At 42.3% G+C, this 20,266-nt stretch carries 17 protein-coding genes; 9 read left to right on the top strand and 8 right to left on the bottom strand.

All coding sequences use genetic code 11. The features are described from left to right. Positions 1-371 precede the first annotated feature (371 nt). On the bottom strand, positions 372-1,301 hold the full coding sequence (locus JMW39_RS00870) for a LysR substrate-binding domain-containing protein (RefSeq protein WP_201543044.1): 930 nt from the start codon (positions 1,299-1,301) through the stop codon (positions 372-374). A gap of 475 nt (positions 1,302-1,776) precedes the next feature. Between JMW39_RS00870 and JMW39_RS00865 the strand changes: the two genes are divergently transcribed. The 5 genes from JMW39_RS00865 to JMW39_RS00845 all read left to right on the top strand — a co-directional run bounded on the left by JMW39_RS00865 (position 1,777) and on the right by JMW39_RS00845 (position 8,361). Continuing rightward, positions 1,777-3,627, top strand: coding sequence for an AmpG family muropeptide MFS transporter (locus tag JMW39_RS00865; RefSeq protein WP_201543043.1), 1,851 nt, complete (start codon positions 1,777-1,779; stop codon positions 3,625-3,627). 126 nt (positions 3,628-3,753) lie between these two features. Continuing rightward, positions 3,754-4,659, top strand: coding sequence for a peptide chain release factor N(5)-glutamine methyltransferase (gene prmC, locus JMW39_RS00860; RefSeq protein ID WP_201543042.1), 906 nt, complete (start codon positions 3,754-3,756; stop codon positions 4,657-4,659). A gap of 66 nt (positions 4,660-4,725) precedes the next feature. After that, entirely contained in the window at positions 4,726-5,520 is a 795-nt protein-coding gene (locus JMW39_RS00855; protein WP_201543041.1) for a HesA/MoeB/ThiF family protein, read from the top strand. Between the two features lie 68 nt (positions 5,521-5,588). After that, a complete protein-coding gene (locus tag JMW39_RS00850; RefSeq protein ID WP_201543040.1) occupies positions 5,589-6,944 on the top strand; it encodes an ABC1 kinase family protein in 1,356 nt (451 codons plus the stop codon). A 106-nt stretch (positions 6,945-7,050) separates the two neighbouring features. Then, positions 7,051-8,361, top strand: a complete 1,311-nt coding sequence (locus JMW39_RS00845) for a YbfB/YjiJ family MFS transporter (protein WP_201543039.1) — start codon at positions 7,051-7,053, stop codon at positions 8,359-8,361. Positions 8,362-8,390: 29 nt separating this feature from the next. Here JMW39_RS00845 and JMW39_RS00840 read toward each other — a convergent pair whose 3' ends face one another. Further along, positions 8,391-8,879 (bottom strand): Lrp/AsnC family transcriptional regulator, encoded by a 489-nt coding sequence (locus JMW39_RS00840; protein ID WP_201543038.1) that lies wholly within the window; start codon positions 8,877-8,879, stop codon positions 8,391-8,393. A gap of 228 nt (positions 8,880-9,107) precedes the next feature. Between JMW39_RS00840 and leuA the strand changes: the two genes are divergently transcribed. Beyond that, positions 9,108-10,892: a 2-isopropylmalate synthase gene (leuA, locus tag JMW39_RS00835; protein ID WP_201543037.1), complete on the top strand. Its 1,785-nt coding sequence runs from the start codon at positions 9,108-9,110 to the stop codon at positions 10,890-10,892. A gap of 291 nt (positions 10,893-11,183) precedes the next feature. Continuing rightward, the gene (locus tag JMW39_RS00830) at positions 11,184-11,801 is read left to right on the top strand and encodes a hypothetical protein (RefSeq protein WP_201543036.1); all 618 of its coding nucleotides are present in this window, start codon (positions 11,184-11,186) and stop codon (positions 11,799-11,801) included. A 144-nt stretch (positions 11,802-11,945) separates the two neighbouring features. Here JMW39_RS00830 and accC read toward each other — a convergent pair whose 3' ends face one another. From accC to JMW39_RS00805, 5 genes are all read right to left on the bottom strand, one after another. Then, positions 11,946-13,307 carry an acetyl-CoA carboxylase biotin carboxylase subunit gene (gene accC, locus JMW39_RS00825; protein ID WP_201543035.1) on the bottom strand — a complete coding sequence of 454 codons (1,362 nt, stop codon included), beginning with the start codon at positions 13,305-13,307 and terminating at the stop codon, positions 11,946-11,948. A gap of 163 nt (positions 13,308-13,470) precedes the next feature. Then, positions 13,471-13,899, bottom strand: a complete 429-nt coding sequence (accB, locus tag JMW39_RS00820) for an acetyl-CoA carboxylase biotin carboxyl carrier protein (protein ID WP_201543034.1) — start codon at positions 13,897-13,899, stop codon at positions 13,471-13,473. Positions 13,900-14,149: 250 nt separating this feature from the next. Next, on the bottom strand, positions 14,150-15,517 hold the full coding sequence (locus tag JMW39_RS00815; protein ID WP_201543033.1) for an MATE family efflux transporter: 1,368 nt from the start codon (positions 15,515-15,517) through the stop codon (positions 14,150-14,152). A 343-nt stretch (positions 15,518-15,860) separates the two neighbouring features. Beyond that, a complete protein-coding gene (locus JMW39_RS00810) occupies positions 15,861-16,901 on the bottom strand; it encodes a hypothetical protein (RefSeq protein WP_201543032.1) in 1,041 nt (346 codons plus the stop codon). A 144-nt stretch (positions 16,902-17,045) separates the two neighbouring features. Further along, positions 17,046-17,537: an EVE domain-containing protein gene (locus JMW39_RS00805; RefSeq protein WP_201543031.1), complete on the bottom strand. Its 492-nt coding sequence runs from the start codon at positions 17,535-17,537 to the stop codon at positions 17,046-17,048. 254 nt (positions 17,538-17,791) lie between these two features. Between JMW39_RS00805 and hemW the strand changes: the two genes are divergently transcribed. Next, a complete protein-coding gene (gene hemW / locus JMW39_RS00800) occupies positions 17,792-19,159 on the top strand; it encodes a radical SAM family heme chaperone HemW (RefSeq protein ID WP_201543030.1) in 1,368 nt (455 codons plus the stop codon). 69 nt (positions 19,160-19,228) lie between these two features. Here the strand turns inward: hemW and JMW39_RS00795 are convergent, their stop codons facing one another. Further along, positions 19,229-19,369, bottom strand: coding sequence for an entericidin A/B family lipoprotein (locus tag JMW39_RS00795; RefSeq protein ID WP_011280495.1), 141 nt, complete (start codon positions 19,367-19,369; stop codon positions 19,229-19,231). A 254-nt stretch (positions 19,370-19,623) separates the two neighbouring features. Here JMW39_RS00795 and JMW39_RS00790 point away from each other — a divergent pair, with 254 nt between their 5' ends. Further along, entirely contained in the window at positions 19,624-20,196 is a 573-nt protein-coding gene (locus JMW39_RS00790) for a tRNA (cytidine(34)-2'-O)-methyltransferase (RefSeq protein ID WP_201543029.1), read from the top strand. Positions 20,197-20,266 lie beyond the last annotated feature (70 nt).

The following is a 20,266-nucleotide window of genomic DNA, read 5'->3' as shown; positions in this document are numbered from 1 at the left end:
ATTCACCTATTGTTATGATGCCACCTTGCAACGGCATTTTTATAATTATATTTAATTATTAGTTGAGTGGGATTGAATGAGTATTTGCTGCTTGCGTAACAGCTAATATAATGGGGCGGTTAAATCAAATATAAAGGTCTAAGGACACGTCAATAACAAATCTTAATAATGCTATTAGTATTTAGAAGGCATAAAAGACGTTGTTCCTGTGCATTAATAGATAAGTCAACATAAATACAAACGGCACCGCTATCTATTGATAAAGGTGCCGTTTGTATTTGTTGGAAAGACGATTATTAAACAATGATGCTCAAAGTCGCTGTTAATCGCTTAAGCGCCACTCTTTAAAAAGTTACTAAGTAAATTAAAAGTTACTGACTAAATTGATGTTGGCAGAGTTCCATAAAAGCGCGTCCATATTGACGAATTTCTGCATCATCACGTACCGCCATCCAACTGGTAAAACGCCCAAAGTGATCAACCGGAATGGCAGTCAGGTTCTGATAATGGCTTGGCTCAAATGCCATTTCGGCAATAATACCAATGCCCAATCCCAATCCGACATAAGTACTAATCACATCGGCATCAAGCGCTGCGAGTACAATATCAGGCTCAAGCCCTGCGTCGCTAAAGGTTTTATCAATAGCGCCGCGCCCCGTAAATCCGCCGTGATAAGTCACAATCGGATAGCTGGCAAGCGTTGGTAAATCAATCGATTCCAGTCCTGCCAGCTCATGGTCGCTTGGTACAATGACGCGATGCGTCCAGTCATAATAGCGGTAGCAACGTAGATAGTTATTGTGTAGTAATGACTCAGTAGCAATACCAATATCTGCCTGCCCACGAATGACCATCTGCGCGATGGTTTCAGGATCTGCCTGTTGTAGGATTAAATTAACCTTGGGGAAGCGTTCTTTAAATGCTTTGACCACTTCTGGCAATACATAACGCGCCTGCGTATGCGTGGTGGCAATCGTTAGCGTGCCAATATTGGGGTTATTAAAATCCAGACTGAGATTTTCAATGGTACGAATTTCCGCAAAGATAGATTCGATGTGCGGCATCAGTGCTGTGCCCATGGTCGTCAGCCCCGTCAGGCGTTTGCCTTGACGCACGAACACTTCGGTTTTAAGCTGGTTTTCAAGTGCTGCAATATGTTTTGATAGACTCGATTGGCTGGTATGCAGCACAGTTGCTGCTTGACTTAAATTATAGCCATTAATTACCGTATGCCACACTGTTTCCAACTGTTTAAGTTGGATTTGTAGATGCCGCTGATTGACCACTACGTCGATTGCCATCACTTAACCCTATGGTATAAATATACAAACCTCGTCTGTATATAAAAATAAAAACGTACAAATATTCAATAAGTCGCTAGTGTAAATCAAAGCTATTATTCTTGTATATAATAAATGGCTATGAATTTATATTAATTTGGAATATAGGATGGTTTATTTGTCTTAAATTGACAATAGGACTTTAAAACAATATGCAATTGAAGAAAGACGTTTTTAATATTTAAGTGAGCTTTTGATGCACAGCGTTACTATAATGAAATAAATGGCGTGGCTAGAGACTATGGTTAGTAAGTTAATGCAAAAATATCTAGTCAAGGTTAGAGTTCTCAAGTACCATAATTCAATTTTGTACTAATGATAGTTTTGTGCAACGCTGAGCAATTTTTATCGATCCTTTCTGTCTATAATCAATAAGAAATGATTGATAAAAATTGTGCGCAGTTGTGTTATTTATCTCAATTTTTGGTGAGTGATTATGTCTGCTGTCCAACCTGTAACGCCTGAACAACCGATTGCCAAAAAATCATGGGGAGAAGCCGCCAAAGCTTATTTAGACCCACGTGTGATTATCATGCTGTTTTTAGGGTTTTCAGCCGGTATTCCCATTTTGCTTATTTTTTCCAGTCTGTCATTATGGCTAAGAGAAGCAGGCATCGACCGCGGTGTTGTCACCATGTTCAGCTGGGCAGCATTGGGATATTCATTTAAGTTTATTTGGGCGCCATTAATCGACGCGCTGCCCGTGCCTTTTTTGACCAAATGGTTAGGTCGTCGCCGTAGTTGGATGGTGGTGTCACAGCTGCTCATTGTATTGGCTATCTTTCTGATGGCGACGGTCAATCCTGTTAGCGAAGACGTATTGGTTTATATGGCGGGTGCGGCGGTTTTGCTGGGATTTTCTTCTGCTACGCAAGATATCGTCATTGATGCTTACCGTATTGAGCTAGCACCACCATCGATGCAGTCTATCTTGTCCTCTATCTATGTGTCAGGCTACCGCATTGGTATGATTGTCGCTGGGGCAGGCGCGCTATATTTAGCCGATTATTTTGGCTCGACGGAAAGCTTTTATAGTTATGAAGCGTGGCGCAATACCTATTATATTATGGCTGGGGTTATGACTTTAGGCATATTGACCACCTTTGCCAGTTATGAGCCAACCGCTGAGATTTTACAAAGTCATAAGCAAAAAAGTAATCTTAAGGTTTTCTTAATTTACTCAGCGTTACTATTAATACCAGCCTTATTGTTTGGTGTCGTATATCTTATCAATATCCTTATTAATAAGGTTTTTGATAGTACCATTGCCCTGATACCGCTAATGGCAATGCCAAGTATTAAGTTCTACTTTATAGCGTTGGTTGTGTGTGCACCTCTGCTGCTGTTGTACTTTATGATCAATCAACCCAAAATTATTAATAAAGCGCCATTGGTGGCTGAAACGCGCGAAGACTACGTTAGGTTGGTTTTACTGTTTGTGTTTGCCGTCGTGGCATTTGTTGCGGCCTATGTATTAATAGGGCAAGTACTGCCAGAGTTTGAAGGCGTGTTTGTCAGCTTCATTAGTGAGACATTGCATTTACTAGTAAGCTTAGCAGCAGCACTGGCAGCAGGTTATGCATTGGTAAAAGTCGGTTTAGTCAAAAAAGAAATTGCGATGGCAACGTGGATTGAGCCTATCTTAGATTTCTTTAGACGCTATGGAAAAAAGGCATTTTTACTATTAGCGTTGATTGGTTTGTACCGCATCTCAGACATTGTGGCAGGGGTGATATCAAACGTCTTTTATCAAGACATGGGCTTTAGTAAAACCGATATTGCCAATGCGGTAAAACTGGTTGGCGTGATTATGGCCATCGCTGGTGGTTTCTTAGGCGGTCTATTGGCGCAGCGTTTTCGTATCATGCATGCCATGATGATTGGTGCCATTCTCGCTTGTGCGACCAATTTATTATTTGTGGTGCTGACCTATAATCCGGGCAGTTTACCCATCATGTATATGGCGGTGATATTTGATAACTTAGCTGCAGGTCTTGCTAGCGCGGTATTTATTGCTTTCTTATCAGCATTGACTTCAATACGTTTTACCGCGGTACAGTATGCTATTTTTTCTTCATTGATGACCTTAATACCAAAAGTAATGGGTGGTTATTCAGGTTCTATCGTTGATAGTATGGGCTATCCGTTCTTCTTTATTTTTACCTTTGCGATTGGTATTCCGATTTTAGCGCTGATTTACTTTGTCGATAAACATATCGTCATTGGCGATAACGACGATATTTATGGCGACAGTGATGGTGAAGGCGGCAAAGGTATTGGTGATTAGTTAACCAAAGCCAATCCGAATCTAACGGATACCAAAGAGCCACCACGTGTCTCAGAATAGCTAAGACAATGAAATATAACCAGTTCGACAGCTTTATTCAGTAAACAGTGATTTTATGAGTTATCTATGACAGCATTTACCATTGGTCAAATAAAACAAAAAATTCAGCAGTGGTTAAACGAGAGTGAAAATAGCAATATACCTTCATTTTGGTTCACTGATTGGCTGTTATTTGTCATTGATAAGCCAAGCTTTTTTTTAATTACTGATGAGGGTTATGAGCTGAGCGAAAGGGAGCTTGAGCAATTTCATTTGGGTGTTAAGAAGATGCAGCAGGGCACACCGTTGGCGTATTTAACTGAACAGCAAGAATTTTGGTCGCTGAACTTTAAAGTCAATGAGCATACGTTAATACCGAGACCGGATACTGAAATATTGATTGAACAAGTATTAACTTGGATACAATCTCAACCGAAAAGTGTCGATGATAATAAAAAACCAAAGCGCCTATTAGATTTAGGCACTGGCTCAGGTTGTATTGCTATTAGCTTAGCACATGAGTTAAATAACAGTAATCCAAACAGTAAGACAGAAAGCTGGCAGGTTGTTGCCGTTGATTTATCGCTAGAGGCGTTAAAAATAGCGAAGTATAATGCAATGGTAAATGAGGTTGCTGATATCGAGTTTATCCAAAGCAGTTGGTATGACGCGCTGGCTACTCAGGATGAGCCATTATTCGATGTGATTGTGTCTAACCCGCCTTATATTGATGAAGAAGATGAGCATTTAGCAAGACTGGTCGCTGAGCCGATTAGCGCCTTAAGTGCTCCCAATCATGGACTTGCCGATATAGAACATATTGTCCAACATGCTCCGCGATACTTACTTAAGGGTAGTCTACTAGCAATTGAGCATGGTTTTGATCAAGGTGATGCTGCACGGCAGCTATTTTTGAATAGGGGTTTTGAGTCAGTATATACCGTACAAGATTATGGTGGTAACGATCGTGTGACGCTTGGCCAGTTACTATAAAAATACGCAGTTGCTGTCAAAATAAGTTTCAGTGCTAAGCCTTGGTAATGACTATGAGTGGCATTTATGAGTGATATTAGAGACACGGAAATGTTAGGAGATGCGGAGCTGCTGCGTTATGCGCGCCAGATACTGCTTGATGGTTGGGATATTGACGCTCAATTACGCTTAAAAGCATCGCGAGTGGTTATGATAGGCGCAGGCGGTTTAGGTTGCCCCGCTTCTGAGACACTCGTGCGGGCAGGCTTGGGACAAGTCCATCTAATAGATGATGATATAATTGAAGCCAGTAATTTACAGCGCCAAACGCTATTTTTACCTGAGGATATCGGTAAAGCTAAAGCGCTAACAGCGGCGCAAATGCTAACCGAAATTAATCCTCTTATTCGTGCTCGTGGTACAGTAGCAAGATTGAGTGAAGATAATGCTTATGAGTTGCTTGATATGGCATCTGGCAAACCTGATTTACTCCTAGATTGCACTGATAACTTCGCCACCCGTGATATTATTAATCGCATTAGTGTCCGTTATCAGATTCCGTTATTATCTGCTTCAGCGATAGCCATGCAAGGACAGTTGGCATTATATGAGCCGCAATTAAATACTGGCTGCTATCATTGTGTGTTTGGCTCAGTGGTGCTAGATGCCGCCGCAGACGAGCGGACCTGTGCCAATTCAGGGGTACTTGCCAGTACCACAGCCATCATGGGTAACTTACAAGCAAATGCCGCCTTACAGTATCTAGGATTAACCAAAAATCCACTGACAAATAAGCTATTAATATGGGATGGTAGCCAGATGCAGCAACGGCTAATGGGCTATCGAAGAGATGCACATTGTCCGATTTGTGCCAAGCATTAGCAAATTGCTCAACCTTTTTAAGTCTCCACATCCTCATAACTTTCTTTTTATTACCATAGTTGTTTTTTATGAAAATCCATCGTCCGCATTTATTAAAGCACACCTTTAATGTTGTTAATCGCATTCGCCAAACCGCGAGTGTGGCTGGTTTGTCTGCACTAAGAGTGGCAAAAGGTGAAAAACCTGATGCCATGCTGCTAAAAGAAACCTTTGAACAATTAGGCACGACCTATATCAAAATCGGGCAGTTTATTGCCAGTACGCCGTCACTATTCCCGCGCGAATATGTGCAAGCATTCCAAAGCTGTCTGGATCAAACGACTCCCTTATCCTACACTTATATTGAACAGGTATTAAAAGAGGAACTAGCCGTTGATGGGCTAACGCTTGAGGAGATGTTTGCTCACATCGATGCAAAGCCGTTAGCATCAGCCTCTATTGCCCAAGTTCATGCGGCGCGTTTGCATAATGGCGATGAGGTGGTGCTAAAGGTACAAAAGCCGGGTGTTGAAACCATTATGCAAACGGACTTGGGCGTGTTGCACGGCGTGACCAAATTGGTTGAGCTACTAATGCCTTCGATGCGCTTTGCCAGTATTGCGCCAATTATCGATGAGATTCGTCTGCGGATGCTTGCCGAAACCGATTTTATCGCTGAGGCGCAAAATATCCGTGATTTTCAGCAATTTTTAGCGATATCAGGAAATACACGCGTCGTTGCGCCAACCGTCTATGAAGAGCTGACCACCAAGCGTGTACTGACCATGAGCCGCTTATATGGCGTCTCTATGGTAGATGAATCTGTCATGCGTCAGTATTGTAATGACCCTGCACAAGTAATGGCAGATACGCTTAATACGTGGTTTGCCAGTCTTATGCTATGCAATAGTTTCCATGCTGATTTGCATGCGGGCAATTTGATGCTATTAACCGATGGGCGTATTGGATTCTTAGACTTCGGTATCGTTGGTAAATTGAAAGCTGAGAGTTGGCGCGCATGTATGGGTATGATGCAAGCGATGCAAGACAGTGATTATCACGCAATGGCACGCCATATGATTGATATGGAGATGACCCATGGCGACAATCAGGTAGATGTGGTGGCATTGGGCAATGATTTGCAGCGCATGATGAAAACCATTATGGCTGAGGACAAGGCTTTTACCAGTGGTGTGCCTTTTAATAGTAAAGAGCAAGCTGATGAGTTAAATACAATGATGTTGGAGATTGTTGAGGTCGGCAAGCGTCATGGTATTCATTTCCCACGTGACTTTGCCTTATTGACCAAGCAGATGCTCTATTTTGATCGTTTTATGCGTACGCTTGCCCCTGATATGGATATGTTTAGTGATCAACGGGTACAGATGCTTGGGCAATCAGAAACCGCCGAGCAAGCCAGTCGTCCAATCCAAAATATTTCTTAGCAGTAATCGTTATAATTAGAACTCTTTTATTTTATCTTTGCTTGGTTATATATCACTGCTTTTAACACAAAGGATTGTGTGCTTTTTGCCACAAAATGGCTCTGTCATGATGACTGTACTTAAAAGCCGTGCTACTACTATCATTACCAATGAAACAGCGGTTGCTTGTATAGGGTTGTATTGTTTGGCGGTGGTCATGGGATTTGGGCGGTTTTTATTTACCGCAACCTTGCCTGATATCATGACGCAATTATCGTTATCGACGGTCATTGCAGGCTGGCTGGCCTCGGTTAATTACAGTGGCTATTTCATTGGGGCGCTCATTGCGATGTTTGTGCCCCATCGTTTGACATGGCAAATGCTCATAGTATGGACAGCAGTCAGTGTCGTCACCACCATGTTATTGGTGGTGCCAAATCTGTCATTGAATCTCTGGTATGTCATTCGGCTATTATCAGGTATCGCAAGCGGCGTGGCGATGATTTTGAGCTCATCACTGGTGATTCAAAGCTTTAGTCATGAGCGCCGCTCGGTACTCTCAGCACTGCATTATGCGGGTATTGGCGTCGGTATCAGCGCTTCCGCCGTACTGACGTGGTGGTTGTTAACGCTCGGCTATCATTTCGATATCATTTGGCTGGTAGCAGGGATTATCAGTCTACCGTTATTATGGCTGCTTTATGCCATCAGACCAGAAAACTCAACCCCATTTAAATCAAAAGTAAATAACTCGCAGACATCCCAATTACAAACCTCTAAGCAACAAGCCGATGAATTAAAATACGGTAGTCAGCGGCTGTCCATACAGCAAACTTATCTCAATTTTAAACGTTCTTTATATGAAGCAGTGGCTGGTCATACTAAGGCGATTGTATTACTGTCGGCAAGTTATGTGTTGGCGGGGTTTGGGTATATTACTTCGGCGACTTTTTTGCCCGTGATGGCGGCACAGCGGCTCACGACACAAAGCTATGCAGGATTACTGATTTGGCTTGTGGTCGGGATTTTTGCCATGCTATCAAACCCTATATGGGGCGCGCTTGCTAAGCGTATCGGTGAGACTAAAACCTTAATGGGGTTAACGTTATTGCAAGCATTTGGCATGGGCTTACCGATAGGGTTCGATGGAGCCATTGGTTTATATGGCAATGCCGTGATTTTAGGCTTAACCTTTGTTGGTATGGTTTCAATGACGCTAAATTTGATTAAAAGCATTAATCCTGCTTACTCTAACTTATTGATTGGTCTAGCGACTTTGGCCTATGCCATAGGGCAGTTCATGGGACCGCTCGTCACGGTGGCGCTGGCGGGTAAAACTGATAATTTTAATGCCGGTTTACTGGTTGCTGCTATCGGCTTATTATTAGGATTGATTTTAGTCTTCTTTTTCCGGCGTCAAACACAGTCGCATTCCTAGTTTGATTGGTAACCACATTAACCGCCACACTAAACCACACTACGGCTAAATACTTCCCGTAACTCAAAGCTGGTATGGACTTGTGCCACGCCTTCGATACGATTCAATCGGTGCAATAAAAACTCCTCATAATGCGCCATATCGCGTACGCGCACTTTGATTAAGTAGTCTTCGGTGCGACCAGTAACAATACTACAGCTAACCACCTCATCAAAACTTTGAATTTTCTCTTCAAAATGCTCGAAGCGGTCTGCAGTATGGCGATCCATACTAATCGCAATAAATACGGCTAAAGGATAGCCAAGTTTTTGTGCATCGGTTTGGGTGTAGTAGCCAGTGATAATACCTGCCTCTTCTAAGCGTTTGATACGGCGCGCGCAAGGGGTCGCCGATAAGTTGACCCGTTCGGCAAGCTCGGTAATACTCATACGCGCTTGGGTTTGTAATAAGCGTAATAACTGTTTGTCGGTATCATCAATATCTATAGATAAAGAATTATCCGTATGATTATTTAACATCGAATATCATCTATTTAGTGAAATAACCTAATTATAGCTTCAATAATGATGTTTATCACTAAATTAGTATGTATTCAAGTAAAATAAAGCTGATTTCTAACGCATAGACTTTGTTAATATAATGGCATAAACTTTTATTATCTCGTATGATAAAGAGTGCTTGGTCATTAGTTGCCCAGTTAAAACCTCTACTTCAACTCAGCTCTTTATGTTATCTAAGGATTGATTATGCCTAATCAAGCAACACGCAATGCAGACAACACCTCTGCAAAAGTCACCCCAAAAAATGCCGCTTTCGATTTCCGTAAATATCGCCCTTTTGCGTTTGCACCTGTGCTGTCAGATCGCACTTGGCCGAGCAAAACGATTGAGAAATCACCAGTTTGGGCAAGTGTGGACCTGCGTGATGGTAACCAGGCGTTAATCGATCCAATGACGATTGAACAAAAAATGCGCTTTTTTAAAACCTTGGTCGATGTTGGTTTTAAAGAGATTGAAATTGGCTTCCCCTCAGCGGCACAAGTTGAGTTTGATTTTGCGCGTAAACTCATTGAAGAAAACCATGTGCCGGCTGATGTCACCTTGCAAGTATTGGTGCAGGCTCGCGAGCATTTGATTGCCCGTACCTTTGAGTCATTGATAGGGGCGAAGCGTGCCATCGTCCACGTTTATAACTCAACGTGCCGTATCCAACGCGAAAAAGTATACGGTAAAAATAAAGCAGAAATTAAAGAAATCGCCATTACTGGTGCTAATTTATTAGTCGAATACGCGGCCAAATATCCAGAAACAGAATGGGTATTTCAGTATTCACCAGAGAGCTTTAGCCAAACCGAAACCGAATATGCGGTCGAAGTTTGCGACGCGGTTTGTGATGTTTGGCAGCCTGAAAATGGTCAAGAAGTGATATTAAACTTACCTGCAACGGTTGAAGCATCAACGCCAAACGTATTTGCCGACCAGGTTGAGTATTTCTGCCGTCATCTTGCCAAACGTGATCATGTCACCATCAGTTTGCATACTCACAATGACCGTGGCTGTGCCGTAGCTGCTGCTGAGCTTGGTGTATTGGCTGGCGCAGATCGTATCGAGGGTACCTTGCTTGGTAATGGTGAGCGTACCGGCAATATGGATATTATGGTCATGGCGATGAACTTGTTTAGTCAAGGCGTCGATCCAGAGCTTGATTTTAGTAATATGAGTGAGATTGTACAAGTCGTGAGCGAATGTAATAACTTGCCACTTCATCCTCGTCATCCGTACGTTGGCGAGCTAGTGTTTACCGCCTTTAGTGGCTCGCATCAAGACGCCATCAAAAAATGCCTCGATTATAATGAACAGCATGCCGAGCAGACGGAAAATGTTTGGGATGTCGCATATTTACCGATTGATCCGGCGCATATCGGTCGCAGCTATCAAGACGTGGTTCGTATCAATAGCCAATCTGGTAAAGGCGGCGTTGCTTATATCTTGCAACGCAACTATGGCTTTAATTTGCCACGCTGGATGCAGATTGACTTTAGCGGCGTAGTACAGAAGCAAGCGGAAAGCGCTGCTCGTGAACTGCAGAATGATGAAATCTTACAAACCTTTGAAGATACTTATTTGCAGCAAGGCAGCTTTGAGCTTCTAGATTATAGTGTCAATAACAAAGGCGGCGAGGCGTACTTTAACGGTCAAGTACAGATGAATGGCGATACTATTACTATTGATGGTACAGGTAACGGTCCTTTGTCTTCGTTTATTGATGGACTTGCGCAGCATACTGGCAAATCTATTCATGTCATTAACTACGCTGAACACGCGATTAATCCGCAGCATAATAGCGGTGATGGTATCGATGATGATACCAATAATGACAACAAAACCAACGCCAACGCTGCTGCTTACATTCAACTAAATGTCGATGGTGACGTGTACTCAGGCATTGGTACTTGTAGTAGTACCGTATCGGCAATGCTTAAAGGTGCTTTATCTGCCTTTGCTCAGGCAGTAAATACTGTCGCTGCTTGATAAGATTCTTAGTATTAGTATTAAGACAGCTCATTTAATACTGTAATCTATAACGTCATGGCTTTTGCAATTCGCAAATCAGTCATGACGTTATTTTTTATGGAAGAAACTATCCTAGCAGCATGCTGTTTTAAAGGTACTCTTTTTATATTGAAATAATTATAACTGAGTGAGTGCTTAGCTACGTCTTTACCGACTAATAGCATAATGTTACTTGTGTTTTTGGTGTCTAAGACTTACGCTAATGTATACATCATTCATTATTATAATAGTAGAAAAATAAGGTTAATTATGGAACCTATATCATTTGCTTCATTTACATTGGCATCTATTTTAGCGTCACTGCCAGCGAATGGTGAAGCCGTCAGTAAGCCCACGATTACCACGCATATCAGTCCCGCCATTGCCGGACAGTGGGAGATAGATTTAGACAGCAGTATCACTATGACCAAAGAAGCGAAAGCCAGACAAGCAGCATCAGAGCAGCAAAAAGGAAAAAGTAATGAGCCAAAAGTAAGCGCTGATACAGAGGGTGGCGTGTTGACTCAAAATGAAAAACGTATCATTAATATTCAACCAAGCAGTAGTAAGAAATTAATAGCTTCAGCGGCAAAATCTAATCAATGCCGTGAGTTATATAACTTTGCTGCCGATAATGAAATGTGGGCGGTCAGTGGTAAAGAATGGACCTATGGTCGCTACCTAGTCACGCACCGCGAAGAAGGATTACCGATTATCGCCATCAAGACGGTTTATGACAATAATGAGGTAGATTGTTCAGGCAATCAGATAGATCAAACCGATGAGGCTTTAATAGCGTTTTTAAACCATGATGGCAATCAAATGCAATGGTGTGCCGACCCTGATGGTAAAGAATGCTTTATGAATTTCACTAGAGTGTTGCCATAGCATTTTATTATCATCTATAAATCGTCATCTGTAAAATTTAAAACTCTGATTTATAAAATCTAGACGTAATAAAAAACCGCTATCTTTTTTAGGTAGCGGTTTTTTTTAATTAATTGTCTTGTCACACAATACAGTGTAGAAAGACTATGAATCAGCCTTGTCTTTATTGGCCGTTAATAACTCTCTTTCAAGATAATGAATATTTTGCGCTTCATGGACAAATTTATCATCAGCCAAAATCACATCACGATGCATTGGTATATTGGTTTTAATACCTTCAATCACCAATTCATCAAGTGCATGCAAGGTTTTAGAGATTGCTTGCTGACGCGTTTGACCATGGCAGATAAGCTTGCCAATCAATGAATCATAGTAGCTTGGAATCTCATAGCCTGGATAAAGATGTGAATCAAAGCGAACGCCAGCGCCACTAGGTGAGTATAGCTGAGTGACGGTACCGGGTGATGGCATAAAGGTCACTGGATCTTCAGCATTGATACGACATTCAATCGCATGACCTTGAACTTCAATCTCACTTTGACGATAAGATAATCCGTAGCCCGCCGCGATTTTAAGCTGCTCAACTACTATATCAATCCCTGTAATCATCTCAGTGATGGTATGCTCAACCTGTACACGGGTATTCATTTCGATAAAAAAGAATTCATTGTTTTCAAATAAAAACTCAAATGTCCCAGCACCGCGATACTTGACCAGTTTACAAGCTTTGACACAAGCATCGAGGATAGGCTGACGTACATCATCAGGGATATCAGGGGCAGGAGCCTCTTCTAATACTTTTTGATGGCGGCGCTGTAAAGAGCAGTCACGGTCATAAAGATGAATCGCATTACCATTGCCGTCGCCAAGTACCTGTACTTCTACATGGCGCGGATTTTGTAGATAACGCTCCATATAGACGGTATCGTCGCCAAACCACAGCTCCGCTTCTTGCTTTGCCGCTTGCACTTGACCAATAATTTCTTCAAAGCGCTCAACGACGCGCATACCACGACCACCACCGCCTGCCGCTGCTTTAATAATGAGCGGAAAGCCAATATTGCGTGCTTGCTCTTCTGCATTGTGCATGGTCACCGCACCCACTGAACCGGGTACCGTTGGTACACCTGCTTTTTTCATAGCATTAATAGCAGAGACTTTATTGCCCATTAAGCGGATATGATCGGCACTAGGGCCAACGAAGGTCAATCCGGCTTCTTCAATACGCTCAGCAAACTCAGCATTCTCAGCCAAAAAACCATAACCGGGGTGAATGGCGTCAGCGCCAGTAATTTCAGCGGCGGTCAAAATCGTATTGATATCAAGATAGCTTTGGTTGGCATTGGGTTTGCCAATACAGATTGCTTCATCAACAAAGCGTAAGTGCATCAAGTTTGCATCAGCGGTAGAATAGACGCCGACAGTCTGTATGCCAAGCGCCTTACAAGCTCGAACGATACGTAGGGCAATCTCACCTCTATTGGCGATGAGCAGTTTTTTTATCATGGGTTCATCCTTGTTGAAGCGGCAGTCATTGATAAAGTCGCTATTTTAGACATCACAAAAATAAATGACGATACAACTCATTTAGGTAAATTGAGCGCTGATGCCGTATCAATAATAACGAGGTCTCAATCATTACAAAGTAAAGGTTGGCGAATATCTATCGTTACGCTTTGTAGCGTACGATTGGTTGGCCAAACTGCACAACGTCAGAGTTGTCTACCAAGATTTCATCCACGATACCACTTTGAGTGGCTTCAAGAGGGTTCATAATTTTCATGGCTTCAATAATACCAAGCGTGTCACCTGCCTGTACTTTTTGTCCGACTTTTACAAATGGTGGATCGTTAGGACTTGGTGCGGAATAAAAAACACCAACCATCGGCGATGTCTCAACGCTACCAGCTTTAACAGCAGCTTTGGCTTCAGCAGCGATTGGTGCAGCACCAACAGCAGGAGCGGCCATCATCGTCGGTGCTGGCGCATCATAATGACGAGTTAAACTAATATGTTCGTCGTCTGAGCTGATTTCTAAATTAACCAGTTCACTTTCTTCCATGAGTGCGATCAGGGTGCGTATTTTTTCAATATCCATAATTTTAATTTTGCCTTGTACTAAATTCGAGAAAATAATGTAACTAAATAATGTGTTGGTAGTTGCTAATGATACCTATATTCACGCCAATGAGCAATCGATGTACAGTTGTTAACTGAGTTTTTTTACATATTATGACGTAAGCTATCTTAAGCGTAAGAAACGCTCAATGATTAATCATAGTCTATGTGACAAGGTAGCGCTAGTAATGGTTACTAGACGCTACGATTGGATAAGAGGAATGACGGTATTAAGCCCACAGCATCGTTAAGCGTTTTTGCTGATAGCGCAAACGCAAAGTCAGTAAGATAGAGGATAAGAATAATCCGGTAATGAGTGCCATCCAAAAACCTTGCGCGCCAACGTCGGTAAAGCGCACCAGATAAACACCAAGTGGTAATGCCACAATCCAATAGCAAAATAGCGTTACCCACATCGGCACAGTAGTATCTTGCATACCGCGCAATATGCCAGCGACATTGACCTGCCAACCATCAAATAACTGGTAAGCGAGGGCAAAGATAAGTAAATGCATGGCTTGTGCTCGTACCACTGGGTTGTCAGTGAAAGCTGCGGCCAATTGTGGTCTAAATAACCAAACCCCAATCATACAAGCCAGTGCAATGATTACCGTCCATATCAAACCAGTGGCTTGTACCTGACGTAATGCCATCAGATTATTTTCACCAAAGCGGTTGGACACCATAATAGTCAGCGCCATCGCGACCGAGATGGGAATCATAAACAGTTGCGAGGTCACCGATAGCGCCACCTGATGTGAAGCGGTTGCAAGCTCGCCTAAAGGGCTGATTACCAAGGCTCCCAAGCTAAATAAACTGGCTTCAAAAAAGATAGAAATGCCAATCGGAATGCCAAGTTTTAACAGCTTTTTTATCTGCGCGCGATTGGGACTAGCAAAAGCATAAAAGAAGCGCGTACTAGCAAACTGCTGACGCTTAGTAAAACTGGTATATGTCGCTAATAGCAAGACATTAATCCAAAGGACTATTGCGGTTGCAACCCCGCAACCAGCGCCGCCCATCTCGGGCATGCCAAATAGACCATGGATAAAAATATAGTTAAGCGGAATATCGGCAAGCAGCCCGATGATGCTGATAACCGTGACAGGCTCTGGTCGACCAAGCGCCTCACAATAACTGCGCAGTACCGCGTAGACCGCAATCGCAGGGAAACCGAACGATACCCCACGTAGATATTGCGAAGCGATGGGTTGAATGTTTTCAGGTACACCCATCACCGCCAGTATATTGGGCGCTAGATTGACAACAATAAAGCCAATGATACCAATGACACCAGCCGCCCATAAAGACTGCTGGGTAATGTGTGGTACTTGGCTGTGTTTGTTTTGACCTATTGCTTCGCCAATGAGCGGCGTCGTGGCAATTAAAATGCCAGTCGCTAATAAAAACAGTGGCAGCCAAATACCAGAACCGACGGCTACTGCTGCCAAATCAAGAGCGGAAACTTGGCCTGCCATAATGGCATCGACAACCCCAAGCGCAGCTTGACAAAATTGGGTAATTAAAATAGGGAGTGCAAGTACGCCTAAGCGTAAGCTATAAATTTTAAAATCTCTGAAAGATAATGGGAAAACCATAATGAGCAACTTTTTATTCTTGGCAGTAATTATTGTAGATGAGCAAATGCTGCCATCAACAAGTTAATAGCGAGACAGTAAGATAGAATTGGTGCGACGATAATACTCCGATAAATAATATGAGCAAGTTCATTCTGAGTAACAATAGATGGACAGAGTATAAAAATAAAATGGGCGACCCTAAAATAAAAATAACCCGTCAATCCGTGAGAGGAATCAACAGGTCATCATAAGAAAAAATGTTAAATAAGTTGGGGTTGGATGTCAACGTTTTAGCAGCGTTTGCTAATGCTTAGATTCATCGAAGATTTATCAGCCTAGCGCTATATATAAAATCAAATATTTACAATGATTCAGGTAAGTCTTGCACCAACGCTTGATAGCCAATCAAGGTGTTGTTTGAATCGAATGCCTGTACGACAATAGCATAATTGGTTGATTTATCTGAAACCACAGGAGAAAACTGGGTTTCAAGATTGCTTAATACCAAATTTTGGACATAACCGTTAGCACCGGATTCTGCTTTATTAACATCAATTTGACTCACTAAGACATTCTTAGTATTGTTAGGGTTTTGCCACGTGACGGTCTTTTGGCTACCATTACCGATAATATCGAGATTTAGAGTGCCAAGTTTATAATCGAGCGGATAGGTCTTAAAGTTAGAGCGTTCACTGATAGTATAAGTAACCTGACAATTATCTTGACCACTTGATAGCTTTTTACCACCGAGACCATCTTGGTATTCAAAACTGCCTTTCCAAGGCTTACCGATTTCATTTTTTGCAAAATTACCAGCAAAGGTTGTTAATAGGTTTGGTGTCTCTATGCCTAAATCACTGACATATTTAATATCTAAAAATTCTAATGTATCAAGGCTGCCAGTCACTTTCCCAGCGATATAGTTATCGACTTTAATCGCTGAATTGATACCTAAGACATTGTTCTCTTGGCAAGCTTGCTGCTGATAACTAAAGCTACCATCAACACTACCAGCCCCATCTTTACTGATGTCAAAGTATACGGCACCGATATCGGTGTCACTGTTATCACCGTCATCAATTTCGACAAGGTGCCCAACATAAAGACCACCGCGACCGCCTTCTGGCGTTAGTTTATCCAAGAACTTATCAAGCGATTCCTCTGGTAAAAAGACAGACTCCAAAATCTCAGCCATAGATTTTTCATCATCGCTCAGCTTATCTTCGACTGCTTTATACTTCTCTTTTACTTTATCTTCCAAACGGTCGTATTCGTTTTTTACTTGATCTTCTACGCGATCATATTCTTTCTTAACTTTATCGCCATCACTGCCACAGGCGCTTAGGGTAAGACTTAGTACGCTGGCCGTTAATACAGATAATAGTAGCTTGGGTGCGCTCATGAATGAGTCCTGATGATTGATTGCTATGATAGAGAAGGGTAAATGAAAAATTAATTTCTGTGCATAAATATAGCAAACTCCATTAGATATGTACGCGGATAAATGTGCGCTGATGACATAAAAATTCTTACGCCATCGTTACTATCAAAGACTGTCATCCTCTGGTAACAGGTTAAGCTCTTCTGCCATATCCATAATCGTATTCCAATGCTTGGGTTCAAGCGGAAGGATGGTCAGCTGCTCACAGCCTTTTCTCAGTAATAAGGAATCCTCAAGCGCAGGTAAAAACTTAAGTTGGGCTAATGGCAATATATCCGTAAAAGCCTGCTCGAAAGTCACATCGACCATATACCAGCGTGGCTCATCCTCAGTTGCTTTGGGGTCATAATGCCGATGTTCGGGATGAAATTGAGTGGTATCAGGGTACCCAGCTTTGCTAATAGTCACGATACCAGCAATGCCAGAAGGCTTAGCGCTTGAATGGTAGAAAAATACTTGATCGCCGACTTTCATATCGTCACGCATAAAATTGCGGGCGCGGTAGTTACGGACGCCATCCCACATTTCGGTACCCGCACGTTGTAAGTCTTCTATATTAAAACAGCGAGGGTTAGACTTGATAAGCCAATAGGCCATTATTTTTTATCCTTTTAAGAGTTATTATTCTAGTAGAGATGATTTTAAAAGCTACTAATAATGTATTGTCATTTTAGGTGGTCATTGCGTTTGCTTACTGTTTTATCTATCAGATATGCACTTAAACACCCGTTTTTTTAATGCTTTTATAGCTAATTGATGGTGACTGGGCTTTTCTTTAGCTCGTACAGCCGTTATCCTAGCGCTACTTTCTGCTTATCACTGCAGATCACCCTTTATAGATAAGTCCGCTTATGTCAAATATCAAACCTTTTCATTCTTTCAGCGATATTGGCTCTGTTAATCGTGACAATATAAGTATGCTCAATGTAAGAGAGATTCCGCTAGCGCTTTATATCCATATCCCATGGTGCGTCAAAAAATGCCCTTATTGTGATTTTAATTCGCATGAACTGCCGATTGACAGTCAGCTATCTATGTATGATGAGTATGTCGATGCGCTATTACTCGATGCAGCAGCGCAGCAGCCGTTAACCCAAGGGCGAGAAATCAGCTCAATATTTATCGGTGGCGGTACACCCTCGCTACTGCCCATTGACCAGTACCAGCGCTTATTTAACGGTTTGCGTAAGGTTTTTAGATTCTCAGATGATATTGAAGTCACGATGGAGGCCAACCCAGGCACCCTTGAGCATGCACCATTTGCTGAATATTTAAAGGTAGGCATCAATCGTTTGTCTATAGGGGTACAAAGCTTTTCTGCTGAGCAGCTCACCACGCTGGGGCGTATTCATAATCCAGCCCAAGCGCTCTCTGCCATTAAAGCGGCTCGTAGCGCTGGATTTGAGCGCGTCAATGTAGATTTGATGCATGGACTGCCGCAGCAAATGATGAGTGAAGCGTTGGAAGATATCCAAATCGCGCATGACGCAGGTGCCACTCATATCTCATGGTATCAACTAACCATTGAGCCAAATACTGTGTTTTATCGCAGTCAGCCGATTCTACCCGATGAGGATAACTTGGCAGATATCGAGCAGGCCGGTCAGGCACTGCTTGAGCGTTTAGGCTATAACAATTACGAAGTGTCGGCATGGGCAGGCGCGTCCGATAAACCTTGTCGTCACAACGTCAATTATTGGCAGTTTGGTGACTATTTGGCGATTGGTGCAGGTGCTCACGGTAAAGTTACCATTGATGACGCCGCGATTAAAGAGTGGAATGCGGAGAAGGTGTCAAATGAGGCGTTGAAAGAGGCATTAAAGGAGATAGTAGGCGAGTCAGGTATTTATCGCTTTAGCAAATCACGTATGCCCAAAGACTATATGGAATACCAAGACAAGGCTCAGCAGAATGAAACAAGTGAACAAAATCAAATAATAACTATGATGCTAAAAATGCCAATGCCGCCAAAAATGGTAGGCTGGCAGGCAATTGCGAGTGATGAGCTGGTCAGTGAGTTTATGCTTAATGCTTTACGCTTATATGATGGTGTGGCGTGGTCATTGTTTAAAGCTCGTACGGGGCTTAGCTATGACAGTATTGCTGTAGAGGTGAATAAACTCATTAAACAAGGTCTTTTGATAGATGACAATGAACATTTACAGCCGACTGCATTGGGTAGAAGGTACCTTAATCAAATACTAAGAGTTTTTTTATAAAGGCAGGAACCAAAAAAGAGGCTTACCAAATGATAAGCCTCTTTAAAATAAGTCTAACAAGATCAGAGCTTAGATTTTGTTTTGTACTTCTTGTGCAGTACCACTTACAGCGCTACCAGCGCTTGATACGTCTTGGCCTAGACCTTTAAAAGTATTACAACCAGTTAATACAAACATAGCAGCCAAAGATGCGATAACTAATTTTTTCATAATTTTTTCCTCAAAAAAGACAGGGTGTTATAAGTAATAACAGTAAAACCTAGCATTTTGCTTAAGTTTTACTGAGGGGTTGCAGGATACGATGATAATGTTTTTGGATCATCTCGTTATCCGTTACAGCCATCATAATCAAAGTTAAAATCAGAGCACAGTATCAAAATGTAATTATTGGCAGTAAACTGTAACTTTTGATTACGCCTGCTATATACGCCCAATATAAAGTCCAAACCATTGACGGAGTTCGTATGACCATTCATATCGTGTTGGTAGCGCCAAAAATGCCTAGTAATACGGGTAATATCATTCGTCTGTGTGCCAACAGTGGGGCGCAGCTACATTTGGTCAGGCCGTTAGGGTTTGAGCTCGACGATAAAAAGCTCCGCCGCGCTGGTTTGGATTATCATGAGTATGCCCACTTGCAAGTACATGACGACTGGGTAATGACCAAGCAAGCGCTGCAAGCTGCGGGTTGCGATACTATTACGGCGCTGACGACCAAGCTGAGTAAACCATTTTATGAGTATGATTTTAGCGTGCAGAAGACTGACCATACAGATAATCAGTCGACTACTAGCCCATCATCAAATCATGTTGCTCTAGTTTTCGGTTCAGAAACGGCAGGGCTGCCAGATGATATCCGTGCCGATATTGGTGCTGATAACTGGCTACGATTGCCAATGCTTGCTGATTCGCGCAGTCTAAATCTGTCTAATAGCGTGGCAATATGCTTGTATGAAGTCTGGCGACAGCAAGGGTTTGACGGCGATGAAGGGCGCAGTATCGGTTATAACACACTGACAGTTTATGATCCGAAATAGAGAAGGTGGTTAAGTTAAAAAGAGGTTAAAGAAAATTATTAGTTTAATTTTCTTTAACCTCTTTTTTATA

It is taken from the genome of Psychrobacter immobilis (assembly GCF_904846175.1).
Taxonomy (GTDB): domain Bacteria; phylum Pseudomonadota; class Gammaproteobacteria; order Pseudomonadales; family Moraxellaceae; genus Psychrobacter; species Psychrobacter immobilis_E.
Note: the sequence above shows the minus strand (reverse complement) of the source record. Positions and strands in the feature narration are given on the sequence as shown.